This is a genomic window from Micromonospora sp. WMMD723 (assembly GCF_049863385.1).
GTDB classification, from domain to species: Bacteria; Actinomycetota; Actinomycetes; order Mycobacteriales; family Micromonosporaceae; genus Micromonospora; species Micromonospora wenchangensis.
Genome location: NZ_JBMKNR010000001.1, coordinates 1,276,566 through 1,291,094 on the forward strand (window position 1 = coordinate 1,276,566; position 14,529 = coordinate 1,291,094).

The 14,529-nt window shown below is 73.1% G+C and carries 17 protein-coding genes; 7 read left to right on the top strand and 10 right to left on the bottom strand.

The window, feature by feature from the left end; translation table 11 throughout:
* The first annotated feature begins 64 nt into the window (after nt 1-64).
* Both ACN261_RS05815 and ACN261_RS05820 read left to right on the top strand, forming a co-directional pair.
* Nucleotides 65-928, top strand: a complete 864-nt coding sequence (locus ACN261_RS05815) for a DUF5667 domain-containing protein (RefSeq protein WP_421484318.1) — start codon at nt 65-67, stop codon at nt 926-928.
* A 105-nt stretch (nt 929-1,033) separates the two neighbouring features.
* On the top strand, nt 1,034-1,903 hold the full coding sequence (locus tag ACN261_RS05820) for an HAD family hydrolase (protein ID WP_421484319.1): 870 nt from the start codon (nt 1,034-1,036) through the stop codon (nt 1,901-1,903).
* Between the two features lie 43 nt (nt 1,904-1,946).
* On the opposite strand, the gene ACN261_RS05825 is transcribed toward ACN261_RS05820, so the two are convergent.
* The 5 genes from ACN261_RS05825 to ACN261_RS05845 form a co-directional block, all read right to left on the bottom strand.
* Nucleotides 1,947-2,801 (bottom strand): lysophospholipid acyltransferase family protein, encoded by an 855-nt coding sequence (locus ACN261_RS05825; RefSeq protein ID WP_363651102.1) that lies wholly within the window; start codon nt 2,799-2,801, stop codon nt 1,947-1,949.
* 170 nt (nt 2,802-2,971) lie between these two features.
* Nucleotides 2,972-4,045, bottom strand: coding sequence for an NAD-dependent epimerase/dehydratase family protein (locus ACN261_RS05830; RefSeq protein ID WP_425848788.1), 1,074 nt, complete (start codon nt 4,043-4,045; stop codon nt 2,972-2,974).
* A gap of 119 nt (nt 4,046-4,164) precedes the next feature.
* The gene (locus ACN261_RS05835; protein WP_007465623.1) at nt 4,165-4,266 is read right to left on the bottom strand and encodes a 30S ribosomal protein bS22; all 102 of its coding nucleotides are present in this window, start codon (nt 4,264-4,266) and stop codon (nt 4,165-4,167) included.
* Between the two features lie 207 nt (nt 4,267-4,473).
* The gene (locus tag ACN261_RS05840; RefSeq protein ID WP_088646105.1) at nt 4,474-4,686 is read right to left on the bottom strand and encodes a helix-turn-helix domain-containing protein; all 213 of its coding nucleotides are present in this window, start codon (nt 4,684-4,686) and stop codon (nt 4,474-4,476) included.
* 179 nt (nt 4,687-4,865) lie between these two features.
* Entirely contained in the window at nt 4,866-5,786 is a 921-nt protein-coding gene (locus ACN261_RS05845; protein ID WP_204924770.1) for a proline dehydrogenase family protein, read from the bottom strand.
* Nucleotides 5,787-5,900: 114 nt separating this feature from the next.
* Between ACN261_RS05845 and ACN261_RS05850 the strand changes: the two genes are divergently transcribed.
* The 3 genes from ACN261_RS05850 to ACN261_RS05860 are packed head-to-tail and all read left to right on the top strand — an operon-like array spanning nt 5,901 to nt 7,919.
* Nucleotides 5,901-6,182 (top strand): hypothetical protein, encoded by a 282-nt coding sequence (locus ACN261_RS05850; protein ID WP_232377627.1) that lies wholly within the window; start codon nt 5,901-5,903, stop codon nt 6,180-6,182.
* Nucleotides 6,183-6,184: 2 nt separating this feature from the next.
* On the top strand, nt 6,185-7,351 hold the full coding sequence (locus ACN261_RS05855; RefSeq protein WP_421484321.1) for a glutathionylspermidine synthase family protein: 1,167 nt from the start codon (nt 6,185-6,187) through the stop codon (nt 7,349-7,351).
* Between the two features lie 19 nt (nt 7,352-7,370).
* A complete protein-coding gene (locus ACN261_RS05860) occupies nt 7,371-7,919 on the top strand; it encodes a CGNR zinc finger domain-containing protein (RefSeq protein ID WP_088646103.1) in 549 nt (182 codons plus the stop codon).
* Nucleotides 7,920-8,098: 179 nt separating this feature from the next.
* Here the strand turns inward: ACN261_RS05860 and ACN261_RS05865 are convergent, their stop codons facing one another.
* Both ACN261_RS05865 and ACN261_RS05870 read right to left on the bottom strand, forming a co-directional pair.
* Nucleotides 8,099-8,905, bottom strand: coding sequence for a sugar phosphate isomerase/epimerase family protein (locus tag ACN261_RS05865; protein ID WP_357763754.1), 807 nt, complete (start codon nt 8,903-8,905; stop codon nt 8,099-8,101).
* Between the two features lie 76 nt (nt 8,906-8,981).
* Nucleotides 8,982-9,926: a Ppx/GppA phosphatase family protein gene (locus ACN261_RS05870; RefSeq protein ID WP_421484322.1), complete on the bottom strand. Its 945-nt coding sequence runs from the start codon at nt 9,924-9,926 to the stop codon at nt 8,982-8,984.
* 73 nt (nt 9,927-9,999) lie between these two features.
* On the opposite strand from ACN261_RS05870, the gene ACN261_RS05875 reads away from it, so the two are divergent.
* A complete protein-coding gene (locus ACN261_RS05875) occupies nt 10,000-10,812 on the top strand; it encodes a hypothetical protein (protein WP_421484323.1) in 813 nt (270 codons plus the stop codon).
* A gap of 13 nt (nt 10,813-10,825) precedes the next feature.
* Here the strand turns inward: ACN261_RS05875 and ACN261_RS05880 are convergent, their stop codons facing one another.
* On the bottom strand, nt 10,826-11,509 hold the full coding sequence (locus ACN261_RS05880; RefSeq protein WP_067314784.1) for a response regulator transcription factor: 684 nt from the start codon (nt 11,507-11,509) through the stop codon (nt 10,826-10,828).
* On the bottom strand, nt 11,506-12,816 hold the full coding sequence (locus ACN261_RS05885) for a sensor histidine kinase (protein WP_421484324.1): 1,311 nt from the start codon (nt 12,814-12,816) through the stop codon (nt 11,506-11,508). Before ACN261_RS05885 ends, ACN261_RS05880 begins: the two co-directional genes overlap by 4 nt.
* A 212-nt stretch (nt 12,817-13,028) precedes the next feature.
* Between ACN261_RS05885 and phoU the strand changes: the two genes are divergently transcribed.
* Nucleotides 13,029-13,682, top strand: coding sequence for a phosphate signaling complex protein PhoU (gene phoU, locus ACN261_RS05890; protein ID WP_421484325.1), 654 nt, complete (start codon nt 13,029-13,031; stop codon nt 13,680-13,682).
* A gap of 72 nt (nt 13,683-13,754) precedes the next feature.
* Here phoU and ACN261_RS05895 read toward each other — a convergent pair whose 3' ends face one another.
* Nucleotides 13,755-14,522 carry a phosphoglyceromutase gene (locus ACN261_RS05895; RefSeq protein ID WP_421484326.1) on the bottom strand — a complete coding sequence of 256 codons (768 nt, stop codon included), beginning with the start codon at nt 14,520-14,522 and terminating at the stop codon, nt 13,755-13,757.
* Between the last annotated feature and the right edge of the window lie 7 nt (nt 14,523-14,529).

Below are 14,529 nucleotides of genomic sequence, written 5' to 3' on the forward strand. Positions count from 1 at the left end.
ACGCCGCCGGTCGCGTGGACCACCGCGGCCGACCGGCCGTGACCAGCGAGAGGGGGTGCCTGCGGTGGACAGCGACCTTTTCTCCCGTCGTCGGGCCGTACGCTTCGCCCAGCTTCTCGACGAGGCCAACGGCGGCCGACGCCACCACGTCCGGTCCCGCGCCGACGCCCAGCTCACCAGGCTCGTGGCGGTCGGGCAGCGGCTCGTCGCCGAACGACCCGACGTCCAGGTGGACGTCGAGTTCCGCGCCGGCCTGCGGGCCATGCTGGTGGCCGCCGCCGAACGCGAACACGCCACCGAACCGGTCACCGACGGCACGTCGCAGGCCACCGGCCGGGGCTCCCTGCTCGGCGGGGCGACCGCCCGACGGGCCCGGGCCCGGGGCGCGATCCTGGTCGGCATCGCGGCCGGTGCGGTCGCCGTCTCCGGCATCTCGGCCGCCAGCGAGAACGCGGTGCCTGGCGACGCCCTGTACGGCATGAAGCGCTCCACCGAACGCGCCCAGCTCGCCCTGGCCAGCTCGGACGTCAGCCGGGGGCAGCTCTTCCTCGACTTCGCCCGGACCCGGCTCGACGAGGCGGCCACGCTCCGCGACGACGCCACCGGGTTCGACGCGGTCCTCGACGACATGGACGCCGACACCCGCCAGGGCGTACGACTGCTCACCGGCGGTGCAGTGCAGCACGGCGATCCGGCCGCGCTGGACGCGGTGAACACCTTCGTCAGCGGGCAACGCCGGGCGGTCGGCGGCCTGCTGGACGGGGCCGGCTCCGCCGAACGGGAACGCACCAGGCAGTCCCTCGCCCTGCTCGACGCCATCCGCCGGCGCTCCGACGCGCTGCGTACCGCGCTCGCCTGCGCACTGCCCGCCCCGGTCGGCAGCGACGCCCTCGGCCCGGTGCCCGGCACCTGCCCGACCGACCGCTGACGGCGACGGAGCCGCACGCCACACTTCCCGCGCCGACCGGCCGGCCACGGTCCGCGCCCGGACTAGGCTCGATCATGCAGGGTCGCTCGTCGGAGGGGAGGTGCCATGGCCGGCACCCGAAGGGTCACGGTCAGCACCGACGCCCACGGACACACCACCGGATGGGCGGACGCGACGGCCGTCGGGCCCACGCCGACCGACCCCCGCGCCGCCGCGTTCTTCGACGTCGACAACACGATGATGCGCGGCGCGTCGATCTACTGGTTCGCCCGGGGGCTCGCCGCCCGTCGCTACTTCACCACCGGCGACCTGGCCCGGTTCGCCTGGCAGCAGACCCGGTACCGGGTGCTGGCCACCGAGCACGCCGGCGACATGTCACAGGCCCGGCAGGCCGCCCTCGCCTTCGTCGAGGGCTGGCGGGTCGGTGACGTCGAACGGCTCGCCGAGGAGATCTTCGACGAGTTGATGGCGCCCCGGATCTGGGCCGGCACCCGTCGGCTCGCGCAGCGGCACCTCGACACCGGGCAGCGGGTCTGGCTGGTCAGCGCCGCACCGGTGGAGATCGGCCGGGTGATCGCCGCCCGACTCGGCCTGACCGGCGCGATCGGCACCGTCGCCGAGGTGGTCGACGGGGCGTACACCGGTCGGCTGGTGGGCGAGCTGATGCACGGGCCGGCCAAGGCCGAGGCGGTCACCCAGCTCGCCACGGTCGAGGGGCTCGACCTTCCCCGCTGCACCGCCTACAGCGACTCCAGCAACGACCTGCCGATGCTCACCACGGTGGGACGCGCGGTGGCGGTCAACCCGGACGGCGCGTTGCTGCGGGTGGCCCGGGAACGGGGCTGGGAGGTGCGGGACTTCCGCACCGGTCGTCGGGCCGCGCGGATCGCCGTACCGTCGACGGCCGCGCTCGGGCTGCTGGCCGGCGCGGTCTCCGCCGGTCGGGCACTGCACCGACGCCGCCGCCCGGCCTGACCCGGGCCACCCGCGTCGTCCGGGCACCGGGGGCGGGGAGCGGTCAGGGGCCGAACGGGTCGGGGCGGCGTTCCAGCAGCTGGTGCAGGGTCTGCTGGATGGTCTCCCGGACCTGGTCGGCGAGGTTGAACACGACCAGCGGGTCGTCGGCCGAGTCGGTCAGGTGCGCGGTCGGGATCGGCGGGCAGAACTCGATCAGCCACTTGCTCGGCAGCGGCACCATGCCCAGCGGCCCCAGCCACGGGAACGTCGGGGTGACCGGGAAGTAGGGCAGCTTGAGCAGCCGGGCCAGCGGCTTGATGTCGGCGAGCATCGGATAGATCTCCTCGCCGCCGACGATGGCGACCGGGACGATCGGGGTGCCGGTGCGCAACGCCGCCGAGACGAACCCGCCCCGCCCGAAGCGTTGCAGCTTGTAGCGGTCGGAGTAGAGCTTGCCGATGCCCTTGAACCCCTCCGGGAAGACGCCCACCAGCTCGCCGTTGCCGAGCAGCCGCTCGGCGTCCGGGTTGCAGGCGACCGTACCGCCGGTCTTGCGGGCCAACTCGGAGACGACGGGCATCCGGAAGACCAGGTCCGCGCCGAGCAGCCGCAGGTAGCGGTGGGCGGGATGCTGGTCGTGCAGGGCCGCGGAGAGGATCAGCGCGTCCAGGGCCACCGTGCCGGAGTGGTTGCCGACCACCAGGCCGGCACCGTCGGCGGGCACGTGTTCCAGGCCGGTGACCTCGGTACGGAACCAGTCGCGGTAGAGCAGCCGCAGCAGCGGGTGGAAGACCGTCCCGGTCAGCTCCGGGTCGAAGCCGAACTCGTCCACCTCGTACTGGCCGGACAGGCGGCGGCGCAGGAACGCCAGCCCGGAGGCGACCCGGCGGTCCCACTGGTCACCGGGCCGCTCCACCCCCGGCGAGCGCCCACCGGCCGGGCCGGAGGCGGCCGGGCCGGAGGCGGTCGGGGTGGAGGCGGCCGGGGTGGGGCGGGTCGTCGCGGGGACGGTCGGATCGGGGCCCGACCCGTTGCGCGAGGCGGGGGCGGGTGGCGTGGTGAGCCGACGATGGCCGTTCTGCGCGGTCACGTACGGTCCCGGACGGCAGAGCGGACCTGCCGGATGCTCTCCAGCACCGCCTGCTCGGCGGAGGCGAGCCGGTCCGGGGTGACCACCACCCCGCCGTGATGGGCCCGGATGAAGTCGTCGAACGCCGCCGCCGTGGTACGCGGGGTGAAGCCGTACTCCCGGGTCAGTCGGCGGGTGTCGACCACCCGGCCGTGCACGATCAGGTCGACCTGGTCGAGGCCGTAGCGGCCGAAGCCGAGGTTACGGGCGATCGCGGCGGCCCCGGACAGCCCCGGCTCCCACACCGGTACGGCCACCCGGCCGGCCCGGCGGATCGCCTGGGACAGCGAGAGCACCCCCGGCCCGGCCACGTTGTACGTGCCCGGGTGGTCCTCGGCGACGGACCGGTGCAGCACCTCCAGTGCGTCGTCGAAGTGCACGAACTGGAGCCGGGGGTCACGGCCGAAGACGGTGGGCACCACCGGCCGGGAGAAGTAGCGGGTGAGCGTGGTGTCGGCGGTGGAGCCGATGAACGGGGCGAACCGCAGCACCGTCGCGGTCACGTCGGGCCGACGGCGGCGGAAGCCGCGCACGTACCCCTCGATGTCGAGGATGTCGCGGCCGAAACCGCCGCGCGGCACCTCGCGGGGCTCGGTCTCCTCGGTGAAGACCGCCGGGTCGCGGAACGACGCGCCATAGGCGGCGGTCGACGACCGGACCACCAGCTTGCGCAGCCGGGGCGCCCGCTGGCAGGCGGCGAGCAGCTGCATGGTGCCGATGACGTTCTGTTCCTTCATCGCCCCCCGACCGCCGTGCTGCGGGTCGGGGGCGGTGACCAGGGCGAGGTGGACCACGGCGGCGACGTCGAGGTCGGCCAGCAGGCCGCCGAGCGAGTCGAGGTCCAGCCGGACGCGTTCCACCCCGTCGAGCAGGCCGGCGAACTCGGGGGCGGGGGTGGCCGGGTCGATGCCGATCACCCGGTCGATCCGGGGATCGGCGGCGAGCCGGGCGGCGACGTGCGCGCCGAGGTAGCGACCGACCCCGGTCACGACGACGACCCCCGGAGCACCTGGGGTGCCACCGGGGGTCATCGTGCACGCCCTGACCGGCAGGGGAGATCGAGCCGGGATGTCCGCGGCCTGATCACCTGAGCCTCCGGGGGTCGACAGTTGGCAAGTGGTACCGGACGCCGGGGGTGACCCGGCGTCGGTCACTTGCCGAGACGGCGACGCTGGACGCGGGTCTTGCGCAGCAGCTTGCGGTGCTTCTTCTTAGCCATGCGCTTGCGACGCTTCTTGACCACCGAGCCCATACGACAGCCTTTCAATGCAACGTTCGGGACGGACCCTCGGCGTCGAGATGGTGACGCCGGTGGCCGCTTTACGGACAACGGACCTGGACCAGCCTGGTGGCGTCGGGGCGCACCGGCGCACGGTCAGATCGGGCTCCAGGGTAGCCGGAGAGCGTCAGCAGGACCAACGCGCCCCCGTCGATGCCCGTTACGTCGCGATCGGCGCGGTCAGGCGGTCTCCTGGAACGCCCCCCGCAGATAGTCGTGCACCGCGTGCTCGGGCACCCGGAACGACCGGCCCACCCGCACGGCGGTGAGTTCACCGCTGTGCACCAGGCGGTAGACCGTCATCTTGGAGACCCGCATCACCGAGGCGACCTCGGCGACCGTGAGGAACCTGACGTCCGACAGCCGACCGTCGGAGGACTGCGACCCGGCCATGGCTCACCCGACCCATCCCATGCCCGGCGCGCGCCACCCGACGGAGCTCCCGAACGGGCCGGCAACGCGCGTGTTACCAGTACGGTAGCGGGGCGGCTGTGACCTGCGCGATCCCTTCCCACAACTGATCACGCTCCAGGCGTCGTTCACCCGGTCGTGACCTGCTGTTCCCCGGTGGCCTACTTCTTCGAGGCCAGGGCCCGGCCGAAGAAGACCAGGTTCGCGGGGCGCTCGGCGAGGCGGCGCATCAGGTAGCCGTACCAGTCCTCCCCGTACGGCAGGTAGGTGCGCACCGTGTAGCCCTCGCCGGCCAGCCGGGCCTGCTCCTCGGGGCGGATGCCGTACAGCATCTGGAACTCGAACTCGCCGGGCCCCCGGTCGAACCAGCGGGCCCGGTCCTCGCCGATGGCGATCAGGCGCGGGTCATGGGTGGCCAGCATCGGGTAGCCCGCCCCGGACATCAGCACGTTGAGGCAGCGCACGTACGACTTGTCCACCTCGCGGGCCGACTGGTACGCCACCGACTCCGGCTCGGCGTACGCGCCCTTGCACAACCGGACCCGCGACCCGGCACCCGCCAACTCCCGGCAGTCCGACTCGGTGCGCCGCAGGTAAGCCTGCAGCACCGCCCCGGTCGACGGGTGGTCCTTGCGCAGCTTGACCAGCGTGTCCAGGGTCGAGTCGGTGGTGGTGTGGTCCTCCATGTCCAGGGTCACCGTGGTGCCCGCCTCGTCGGCCGCCACGCAGATCGCCCGCGCGTTGTCGTAGGCCAACTGCTCGTCGAAGCGCTGACCGAGGGCGGAGAGCTTCACGCTCACCTCGGCGGCCGGGGTGAGCCCGGCGGCGTCGAGCGCGCGCAGCAGGGCGAGGTACTCGTCCCGGGTGGCGGTGGCCTGGTCGGGGGTGACGGTGTCCTCGCCGAGGTTGTCGAGGGTGACCGTCAGGCCGTCGGCGACGAGTTCGCGGGTGGCGCGCAACGCGTCGTCGGTGCCGGTGCCGGCGACGAACCGGCGGACGACGTCCCGGGTGAACGGGGCCGTCGCGACGAGCCGCTCGACCTGGGATGACCGGGAGGCGGCGAGGATGACGGAACGGAGCATGAGCCGAGCGTAACGCCCGACCGTACGGCCGCGCCCGGCGGCGGGGCGGACCGGTTCCGGCCACGGCAGCGGGCCGGTCAGGGGACGCGCGGCTGGCGTGGATCAGTTACAACCATGAACGTGGAACGACACCCCCGCCGCCGGCTGCGGTCGGCCTCCGTGCAGCTCGGCGCGCTCACCGCGCTGGCACTCGCCCTCTCCGGCTGCAACCTCACCTCCGACGACGACGATGACGACTGCGCCCTCGGGCCGGTCGGTGGCGGGGACACCGTGGCGCTCGCCATGCAGGTGCCGACCGTCGGCATCGACCCCCGGGCCGCCGCGCCCGACCCGGTGGCCGGCGCGCTGCCGGAGCGCGGCGGTTTCGGCACCCATCTCGCCTCCTGCGGCGGCTGACGGTGCGCCGGGAGCGGGTCACCCCCCGACCGGACTCCGACGCGGTGATCCGTACCCAGGGCCTGGTGTACGTCGACACCGAGCTGCCCGACGGCGAGATCATGTCGTACTGGGACGAGTCCGCCGCGTACGCCTTCGACCTCGACGAGGTGCTGCGGCTGGAGGAGGCGACCGAGGAGCTGCACCGGATGTCGGTGGCCGCCGCCGAGCACGTGGTGGCCCGCAACCGGTACGCCGAGTTCGGCATCCCCGCGTGGGCGGCGCAGGCGGTCGCCCGGTCGCTGCACGAGCGCCCACCCACCCTGTACGGCCGGTTCGACCTCGCCTACGACGGCTCGTGGCCGCCGAAGCTGCTGGAGTACAACGCCGACACCCCGACCGCACTGGTCGAGGCGAGCATCGTGCAGTGGTACTGGCTGGAGGACACCCGGCCCGACGCCGACCAGTGGAACAGCCTGCACGAACGGCTGGTCGGGGCGTGGGCCAAGATCGGGGCGGGGCTGCACGACCGGCGGGTGCACGTGTGCTGGTCCAACGAGGAGGAGTCCGGCGAGGACCAGATCACCGCCGGCTACCTGGCCGAGACGGCCCGGCAGGCCGGGCTGGACGTGACCCTGCTGCCGATCCAGCACGTCGGCTGGGACGGCCGGCGCTTCGTCGACGCCGCCGACCGGCCGGTCACCACCTGCTTCAAGCTCTACCCGTGGGAGTGGATGCTGGCCGAGCCGTACGGCCGACCGGCGCTGGAGCCGGGCACCCCGACCACCTGGATCGAACCGGCCTGGAAGCTGCTGCTGTCGAACAAGGCGCTGCTGGCCGTGCTCTGGGAGCTGTACCCGGGGCACGAGCTGCTGCTGCCGGCGTACCTGGACTCGCCGCGCGGGATGCCTGAGTACGTGGCGAAGCCGCTGCTCGGCCGGGAGGGTGGCTCGGTACGCATCGTGACCGGCGACACGGAGATCAGCAATCCCGGGATCTATGGCGACGAGGGCTTCTGCTATCAGGAGTTCCGGCCGTTGCCGCAGTTCGACGGGGGCCGAATGGTGCTGGGTAGCTGGATCGTCGACGGCGAGTCGGCAGGCGTCGGCATCCGGGAGAGCGAGAGTCTGATCACCGACGGTTACGCGCGCTTCCTGCCGCACTACATCGACGCGCCGCGTGCCGCGTGAGTCGTCTACCGTTGGTCGGGTGAACTTCGACGCGTACGCCAGGACCGGGGTTGACCTCGTCAACGCCCACCTGGACGACCTCGACGACCTGCGGGCCCTCATTCCGGACGAGAACGCGTGGATGCGCGACGAGGTGGCCGACCGGGACCTGGCGGTCTTCCGACGGGCGCAGAAGCGGTTGCGCGACGTCTTCGAGTACGGCACCTCGGGGCGGGACGCCCAGGCGGTGGCCGAACTGAACGCGCTGCTGGAGGCGTTCCCGGTGCAGCCGCGCATCTCGGGCCACGATTCCAGCGACTGGCACATGCACGTGACCAGCCGGGGCGCGTCGGTCAGCGCCGAATACCTGGCCGGCGCGGCGTGGGGCCTGTCGGTGTGGCTCTGCGAGTACGGCAGCGCCCGGTTCGGGGTCTGCGCCGACGAACGTTGCGGCAACGTCTACCTGGACACCTCGTCGAACTGCTGCCGCCGGTTCTGCTCGGAGCGCTGCGCCACCCGCTCCCACGTGGCCGCCCACCGCGCCCGCAAGCGCGCCGCCGAACAGCCCACCCTCACCCCGGTCCCCTGACCCCTCCCCCGCGCTCCCCCACCCCGCCATCTCCCTGCCCCGCCGCCGTGCCGTACCGCCTCGGTGATCAAGAGGTTCGCGTCAGATTCACGCCCGCACATGACGCAAACCTCTTGATCACCGGAGGCAGAGCGGGCGGGGCGGAGCGGGAGAAGCGGAGCGGGGGCGGGGGTCAGGGGTCAGGCGTTGAGGGGGGTGGGGGCGGTGAGGTGGGCGCGGGCGAAGGCCAGGGATTCGCGGAGGTCGGCCTCGCGGACGGCGCGGCTCCTGGCACCCCGGGTGGTCACCTCCACGGCGACCGAGCCGGTGAAACCGCGTCCGGCCAGGGACCGCAGCAGCTCGGCGCAGGGCTGGGTGCCCCGGCCGGGCACCAGGTGCTCGTCGCGGCCCTCCCCGGTGCCGTCGCCGAGGTGGACGTGGGCCAGGCCGGTGCCCATCCGGTCGGCCATCGCCAGCGGGTCGCTGTGCGACGCGGCGCAGTGCGACAGGTCGAGGGTGTACGCGGGGTAGCCGACCTCGGTCGGGTCCCAGCCGGGCACGTACGGTACGAACTGCCGGCCGGCCATCCGCACCGGGTACATGTTCTCCACCGCGAAGTGCAGCCCGGTGAACCGGTCGGCGACGGTGCGCAGCCCGTCGGCGAAGTTGCGGGCGTAGTCGCGCTGCCAGGTGAACGGCGGGTGCACCACCACGGTGGGTGCCTCCAGCGTGTCGGCCAGCTCGGCGGCCCGCCGCAGCCGCTCCCACGGGTCGGGGCTCCACACCCGCTGGGTGACCAGCAGGCAGGGGGCGTGCACCGACAGCACCGGGACGCCGTAGTGCTCGGCGAGGCCGCGCAACGCCCCGGCGTCCTGGCTGACCGCGTCGGTCCAGACCATCACCTCGACCCCGTCGTAGCCGAGTGCCGCGGCGAGCTGGAACGCCGCCGCGGTCCGCTCAGGAAAGACCGAGGAACTGGACAGGAGCACCGGGACGCGGGAAGTCACATCCCCGAGGGTAGCCCGGCCCGCCACCACAGTTCCGGACGAGCAACCGCAAAAGCCGCGCAACGACCGGCGTACGTCACATCGGTTCGAGCTGATCCAACCGTCTGAGGATGACGCCCTCACGCAGCGCCCACGGGCAGATGTCCACCGCCGGCACGTCGAGCCGGCGCAGCACCGCCTCGGCCACCACCGCGCCGGCCAGCAGCTGGTGGGCCCGGCCGGCACTCACCCCCTCCAGCTCGGGCAGCTGGGCCGGCGGGATGTGCCTGACGAACCCCAGCACCTGCCGCAGCCCCGTGCGGGTGAGGCTGCGCCGCGCCCACAGGCCCGCCGAGGAGGGGGCCGCCCCGGCCAGCCGGGCCAGCGTCCGGAAGGTCTTCGAGGTGGCGACCGGCCGCTCCCAGCCCACCCCGGCCAGCTTCTCCACCACCGGGTCGAGCTGCGCGTCGACGTACTCCCGTAACTCCTCGACGGCCTCGGCGGTCGGTGGGGTCGCCCCGGACGGGTCGACGTGCAGCCGTTCCCGGCTCAGCCGGCCGGCGCCCAGCGGCAGCGACACCGCCACCTCCGGGTCCTCGTCGATGCCGGCGGCCAGCTCCAGCGAGCCACCGCCGATGTCCATCGCCAGCAGCCGTCCCGCCGACCAGCCGAACCAGCGCCGGACCGCGAGGAACGTCGCCCGCGCCTCGTCCGCCCCGGAGAGCACCTCCAGCCGTACGCCGGTCTCCTCGCGGACCCGGGTCAGCACCTCGGCCGCGTTGGTGGCGTCGCGCACCGCGCTGGTCGCGAAGGCCAGCAGGTCGTCGGCGGCCAGCGCGGTGGCCGACGCGCGGGCCGCCCCGACCGCCTCGACCAGCCCGTCGGCACCGGCCCGGGTGAGTGCGCCGTCGGGGCCGATCTGCTCGGCCAGCCGCAGCACCACCTTCTCGGAGTGCGCGGCCCACGGGTGAGCGCCGTGGTGGGCGTCGACCACCAGCAGATGGACCGTGTTGGAACCGACGTCGAGCACACCCAGCCGCATGGGAAGACCCTAGGGCCACCACGTTTCGACGGCACGCCGGCCGGCGGGTTCACTCACGCGTACGCTGGGCCGGGTGACGAGCCAGGTGGAGCTGCACGTGCTGGTGGACGCCCCCGACGACCCCCGCAGCCGGGAGGTCGGGCTGGACTTCCCCCGGGAGTGGATCGAGTTCGTCGACCCGGCCGACGAGCGGCACCTGGTGCGCGCCGACCTCACCTGGCTGCTGTCCCGCTGGACGTGCGTGTTCGGCCGGGGCTGCCACGGCATCGTCGCCGGCCGGGCCGCCGACGGCTGCTGCTCGCACGGCGCGTTCTTCACCGACACCGACGACGAGAAGCGGGTCCGGGCGGCCGTCAAGCGGCTCACCCCGCAGACCTGGCAGCACTTCCGCAAGGGTACGAAGAACTGGACCGCGACCGACACGATCGACGGCGAGAACCCGGCCCGACGGACCGCCACCCGGGGCGAGGACGCGCCGTGCGTGTTCCTCAACGACGCCGACTTCCCCGGCGGCGGCGGGTGCGCGCTGCACGGCCAGGCGCTGCGCGACGGCGTGCACCCGCTGGAGTACAAGCCGGACGTCTGCTGGCAGCTGCCGATCCGCCGGGACCAGGAGTGGACCACCCGCCCCGACGACACGAAGGTGCTGGTGTCGACGCTCGCCGAGTTCGACAGGCGGGGCTGGGGCTCCGGCGGGCACGACCTGGACTGGTGGTGCACCTCGTCGACCGACGCGCACGTCGGCACCGAGCCGATGTACCTGTCGTACGGCCCGGAGCTGACCGCGCTGGTCGGCGCGCCCGCGTACGCCAGGCTGGCCGAGCTGTGCGCGGCCCGGCTGGGCCAGGGTCAGATCGCCCCGCACCCGGCCAGCCCGCAGGGGTGAACGGTGCGCCGGCCTACGGCTCGAACTTGTAGCCCAGCCCGCGCACGGTGACGATGAACCGGGGCGCGGACGGCTCCGGTTCGATCTTGGAACGCAGCCGCTTGACGTGCACGTCGAGGGTCTTGGTGTCCCCGACGTAGTCGGCTCCCCAGACCCGGTCGATGAGCTGCCCCCGGGTGAGCACCCGGCCCGCGTTGCGCAGCAGCAGTTCCAGCAGCTCGAACTCCTTGAGCGGAAGCTGCACGGCGGCCCCGTCGACGGTGACCACGTGCCGCTCGATGTCCATCCGGACCGGGCCGGCGGCCAGCGTCGGGGCCCCCGACTCGGTCACCTCGGGGCTCTGCCGGCGCAGCACCGCCCGGATCCGGGCCACCAGCTCCCGGGGCGAGTACGGCTTGGTGACGTAGTCGTCGGCGCCGATCTCCAGCCCGACCACCTTGTCGATCTCACTGTCCCGGGCGGTCACCATGATGATCGGCACGTGCGAGCGCTGCCGCAGCTGCCGGCAGACCTCGGTCCCGGACATCTCCGGGAGCATCAGGTCGAGCAGCACGATGTCCGCGCCGGTCCGGTCGAACTCGGTGAGGGCGGAGGTGCCCGTCGCGGCGACGGAGACCTCGAAACCCTCCTTGCGGAGCATGTACGACAGGGCGTCGGAGAACGACTCCTCGTCCTCGACCACCAGTACGCGGCTCAACGGGGTGTTTCCTTTCCTACGGTCAGGCCCGGCGCAGGGTCGGTCGGGCCGGGCTCGATACCAGCGGACGGCAGTAGCGACTCCAGGGCGTCCGGAGGGCTGGCGGGTAGCCGGAGGGTGAACGTCGACCCCCCACCCAGGGTGCTCGCCACCTCCACCCGGCCGCCATGGTTGCTGGCGATGTGTTTGACGATGGCCAGGCCGAGGCCGGTGCCACCGGTGGCGCGGGAGCGGGCCTGGTCGGCCCGGTAGAACCGCTCGAAGATCCGGTCGACGTCGGTGGGGGCGATGCCGATGCCCTGGTCGGTGACGGAGACCGTGACGTGGTCGTCGTCGGCCCGGGTGACGACCCGCACGGTGGTGTCCTCGCCGGAGTAGGTGATCGCGTTCTCCACCAGGTTGGACACGGCGGTGGCGAGCTGGCTGTCGCTGCCGTACGCGGTCAGGCCCCGCTGCCCTTCGGTGACCACCTGGACCCGGCGGGCGGTGGCCGAGGTGCGGGTCCGGTCGAGCACCTCGGCGATCACCCAGTCGACCGCGACGGGTTCCGGCGCGGGTTGCGGCTCGGCGCCCTGGAGCCGGGTCAGCTCCAGCAGTTCCTGCACCAGCCGGCCGAGCCGGGTCGACTCGTGCTGGATGCGTTCGGCGAACCGGCGGGCGGCCAGCATGTCCTCGGAGAGGTCGGGTGCGCCGTCGGCCGGCTCGGTGGCGTCGACGAGCGCCTCGGCGAGCAGTTGCAGCGCCCCGATCGGGGTCTTCAGCTCGTGGCTGACGTTGGCCACGAAGTCCCGCCGGACCCGGGCCAGCCGGTGCGACTCGGTCACGTCGGCGGCTTCGACGGCGATGTACCCGCCGCCGATGCCCATCGCCCGCAGGTGCACGCCGAGCGGGTTCTCCCCGGCGTTGTCGCGGCCACGGGGCAGGTCCAGCTCGATTTCGCGTCGCACCCCGGTCCGCCGGACCTGCCCGGCGAGGGTACGGATCAGCGGGTGGGCCGCGATGGAGCCGGGGGTGGCGCCGGTACGGAGCAGTCCCATCGCCCGTGCGGCCGGGTTCACCAGCACCGGAACGTCGTCCGGGCCGAGCACCACGACACCGGCGCGCAGCGAGTCGATGGTCTTGCGGCCGAGCCCGGTCAGCCCGCCGGACTGGTCGTCGGGAATCGCACGCCTCCCCAGGTTCCCGTGGGGGCCCTCGCCCCCGGACGACGCCGCGCGGCGTCGCCAGGTCTGGACGGGCCGCGCCAGCAGCAGCCCGGCGACCAGTCCGGTCACCAGGGCCACCACGATCGCCACCGCCCATTCCACCCGGCGATCGTAGGGTCATTGTTAACCTGGCTATCGCCCATAACAGGACGAAACACACTCGCTTTGGCAGAAATTCACTCCCGGGCCCCGCGTCGTTCATCCGGGTTCATCTGGGCTCCCGTCACCCCCGCCTACGGTGGGTCGCGCACCTGCTCAACCCGTACGCCAGCGGTCCCCGCGACCACCGGCGGCACCGACCCCAGGAAGTGACGATGCGCGACGAGTTCCGGGCCGACCTGCAGATCGTCAGCCAACTGCTGGTGGACATGGCCGACGGCGTACGCGCCGCGATGCGCCAGGCCACCCGCGGCCTGCTGACCGCCGACCGCGAGGCGTCCGAGGCCGTGATCGCGCGGGACGCCGAGATCGACGACCTCTACCAGCACGTCGAGGAGCGGGTCTGCGACCTGCTCGCCCGCCAGGCGCCGGTCGCCTCCGACCTGCGCGCGATGATCACCGCCCTGCACGTCGCGGCCGACCTGGAGCGGATGGGCGACCTGGCCGACCACGTGGCCAAGACCGCGCTGCGCCGGCACCCCTCCCCGGCGGTGCCGGCCGAGCTGCGGCCCGTCTTCACCGACATGGCCTCGGTCGCCGACCGGATGGCCGAGAAGATCGGCAAGGTGCTGGCCACCCCCGACGCCGACATCGCCGCCGAACTGGACCGCGACGACGACGTCATGGACGACCTGCACAAGAGCCTGTTCGGCATCCTGCTCGGCGACGGGTGGCCGTACGGGGTGGAGACCGCCATCGACGCCACCCTGCTCGGCCGGTTCTACGAGCGGTTCGCCGACCACGCGGTCAACGCCGGCGAGCGGGTGGTCTACCTGATCACCGGGGAGACCACCCCCGCCGCCGGCTGACCCGCACCGCCCGACGACGGGACAGGGCTCCCGACCCGGCGGAGGTCGCCGGGTCGGGAGCCCTGCGTCAACTCAGCGGCCCTGGTTGGCGACGGCGGCAGCCGCCTCCTTGGCGGCGGCCGGGTCGAGGTAGGTGCCGCCCAGGGCGAGCGGGCGCAGCTGCGGGTCGAGGTCGTAGCGCAGCGGGATGCCGGTGGGGATGTTCAGCTTGGCGATCGCCTCGTCGGAGATCTGGTCGAGGTGCTTGACCAGGGCACGCAGCGAGTTGCCGTGCGCCGCCACCAGCACGGTGCGGCCGGCGAGGATGTCCGGCACGATCGAGTCGTACCAGTACGGGAGCATCCGCGCCACGACGTCCTTGAGGCACTCGGTGCGCGGCATCAGCTCGGTCGGCAGCAGCGCGTACCGCGGGTCGCCGACCTGGGAGAAATCGTCGTCGTCGGCGATCGGCGGCGGCGGCGTGTCGTACGAGCGACGCCAGAGCATGAACTGCTCCTCGCCGTACTCCTCCAGGGTCTGCTTCTTGTTCTTGCCCTGCAGGGCGCCGTAGTGCCGCTCGTTGAGCCGCCACGACCGGCGCACCGCGATCCAGTGCCGGTCGGCGGCGTTCAGCGCCAGCTCGGCGGTGCGGATCGCCCGGCGCATCACGCTGGTGTGCACCACGTCCGGCAGCAGGTCGTGCTCGCGCAGCAGCTCGCCGCCGCGGCGCGCCTCCGCCTCACCCTTGGCGGTCAGGTCGACGTCGACCCAGCCGGTGAAGAGGTTCTTCGCGTTCCAGTCGCTCTCGCCGTGCCGCAGCAGGACCAGCGTCCCGACGGTGGACCCCTCGCTCGCAGTCATGCCGATC

Coding starts and splice junctions, on each gene's coding strand:
- ACN261_RS05820 (WP_421484319.1), top strand. CDS start 1,034: ATGGCCGGCACCCGAAGGGTCACGGTCAGCACCGACGCCCACGGACAC.
- ACN261_RS05830 (WP_425848788.1), bottom strand. CDS start 4,045: ATGACCCCCGGTGGCACCCCAGGTGCTCCGGGGGTCGTCGTCGTGACC.
- ACN261_RS05835 (WP_007465623.1), bottom strand. CDS start 4,266: ATGGGCTCGGTGGTCAAGAAGCGTCGCAAGCGCATGGCTAAGAAGAAG.
- ACN261_RS05840 (WP_088646105.1), bottom strand. CDS start 4,686: ATGGCCGGGTCGCAGTCCTCCGACGGTCGGCTGTCGGACGTCAGGTTC.
- ACN261_RS05845 (WP_204924770.1), bottom strand. CDS start 5,786: ATGCTCCGTTCCGTCATCCTCGCCGCCTCCCGGTCATCCCAGGTCGAG.
- ACN261_RS05850 (WP_232377627.1), top strand. CDS start 5,901: ATGAACGTGGAACGACACCCCCGCCGCCGGCTGCGGTCGGCCTCCGTG.
- ACN261_RS05870 (WP_421484322.1), bottom strand. CDS start 9,926: ATGCGGCTGGGTGTGCTCGACGTCGGTTCCAACACGGTCCATCTGCTG.
- phoU (WP_421484325.1), top strand. CDS start 13,029: ATGCGCGACGAGTTCCGGGCCGACCTGCAGATCGTCAGCCAACTGCTG.
- ACN261_RS05895 (WP_421484326.1), bottom strand. CDS start 14,522: ATGACTGCGAGCGAGGGGTCCACCGTCGGGACGCTGGTCCTGCTGCGG.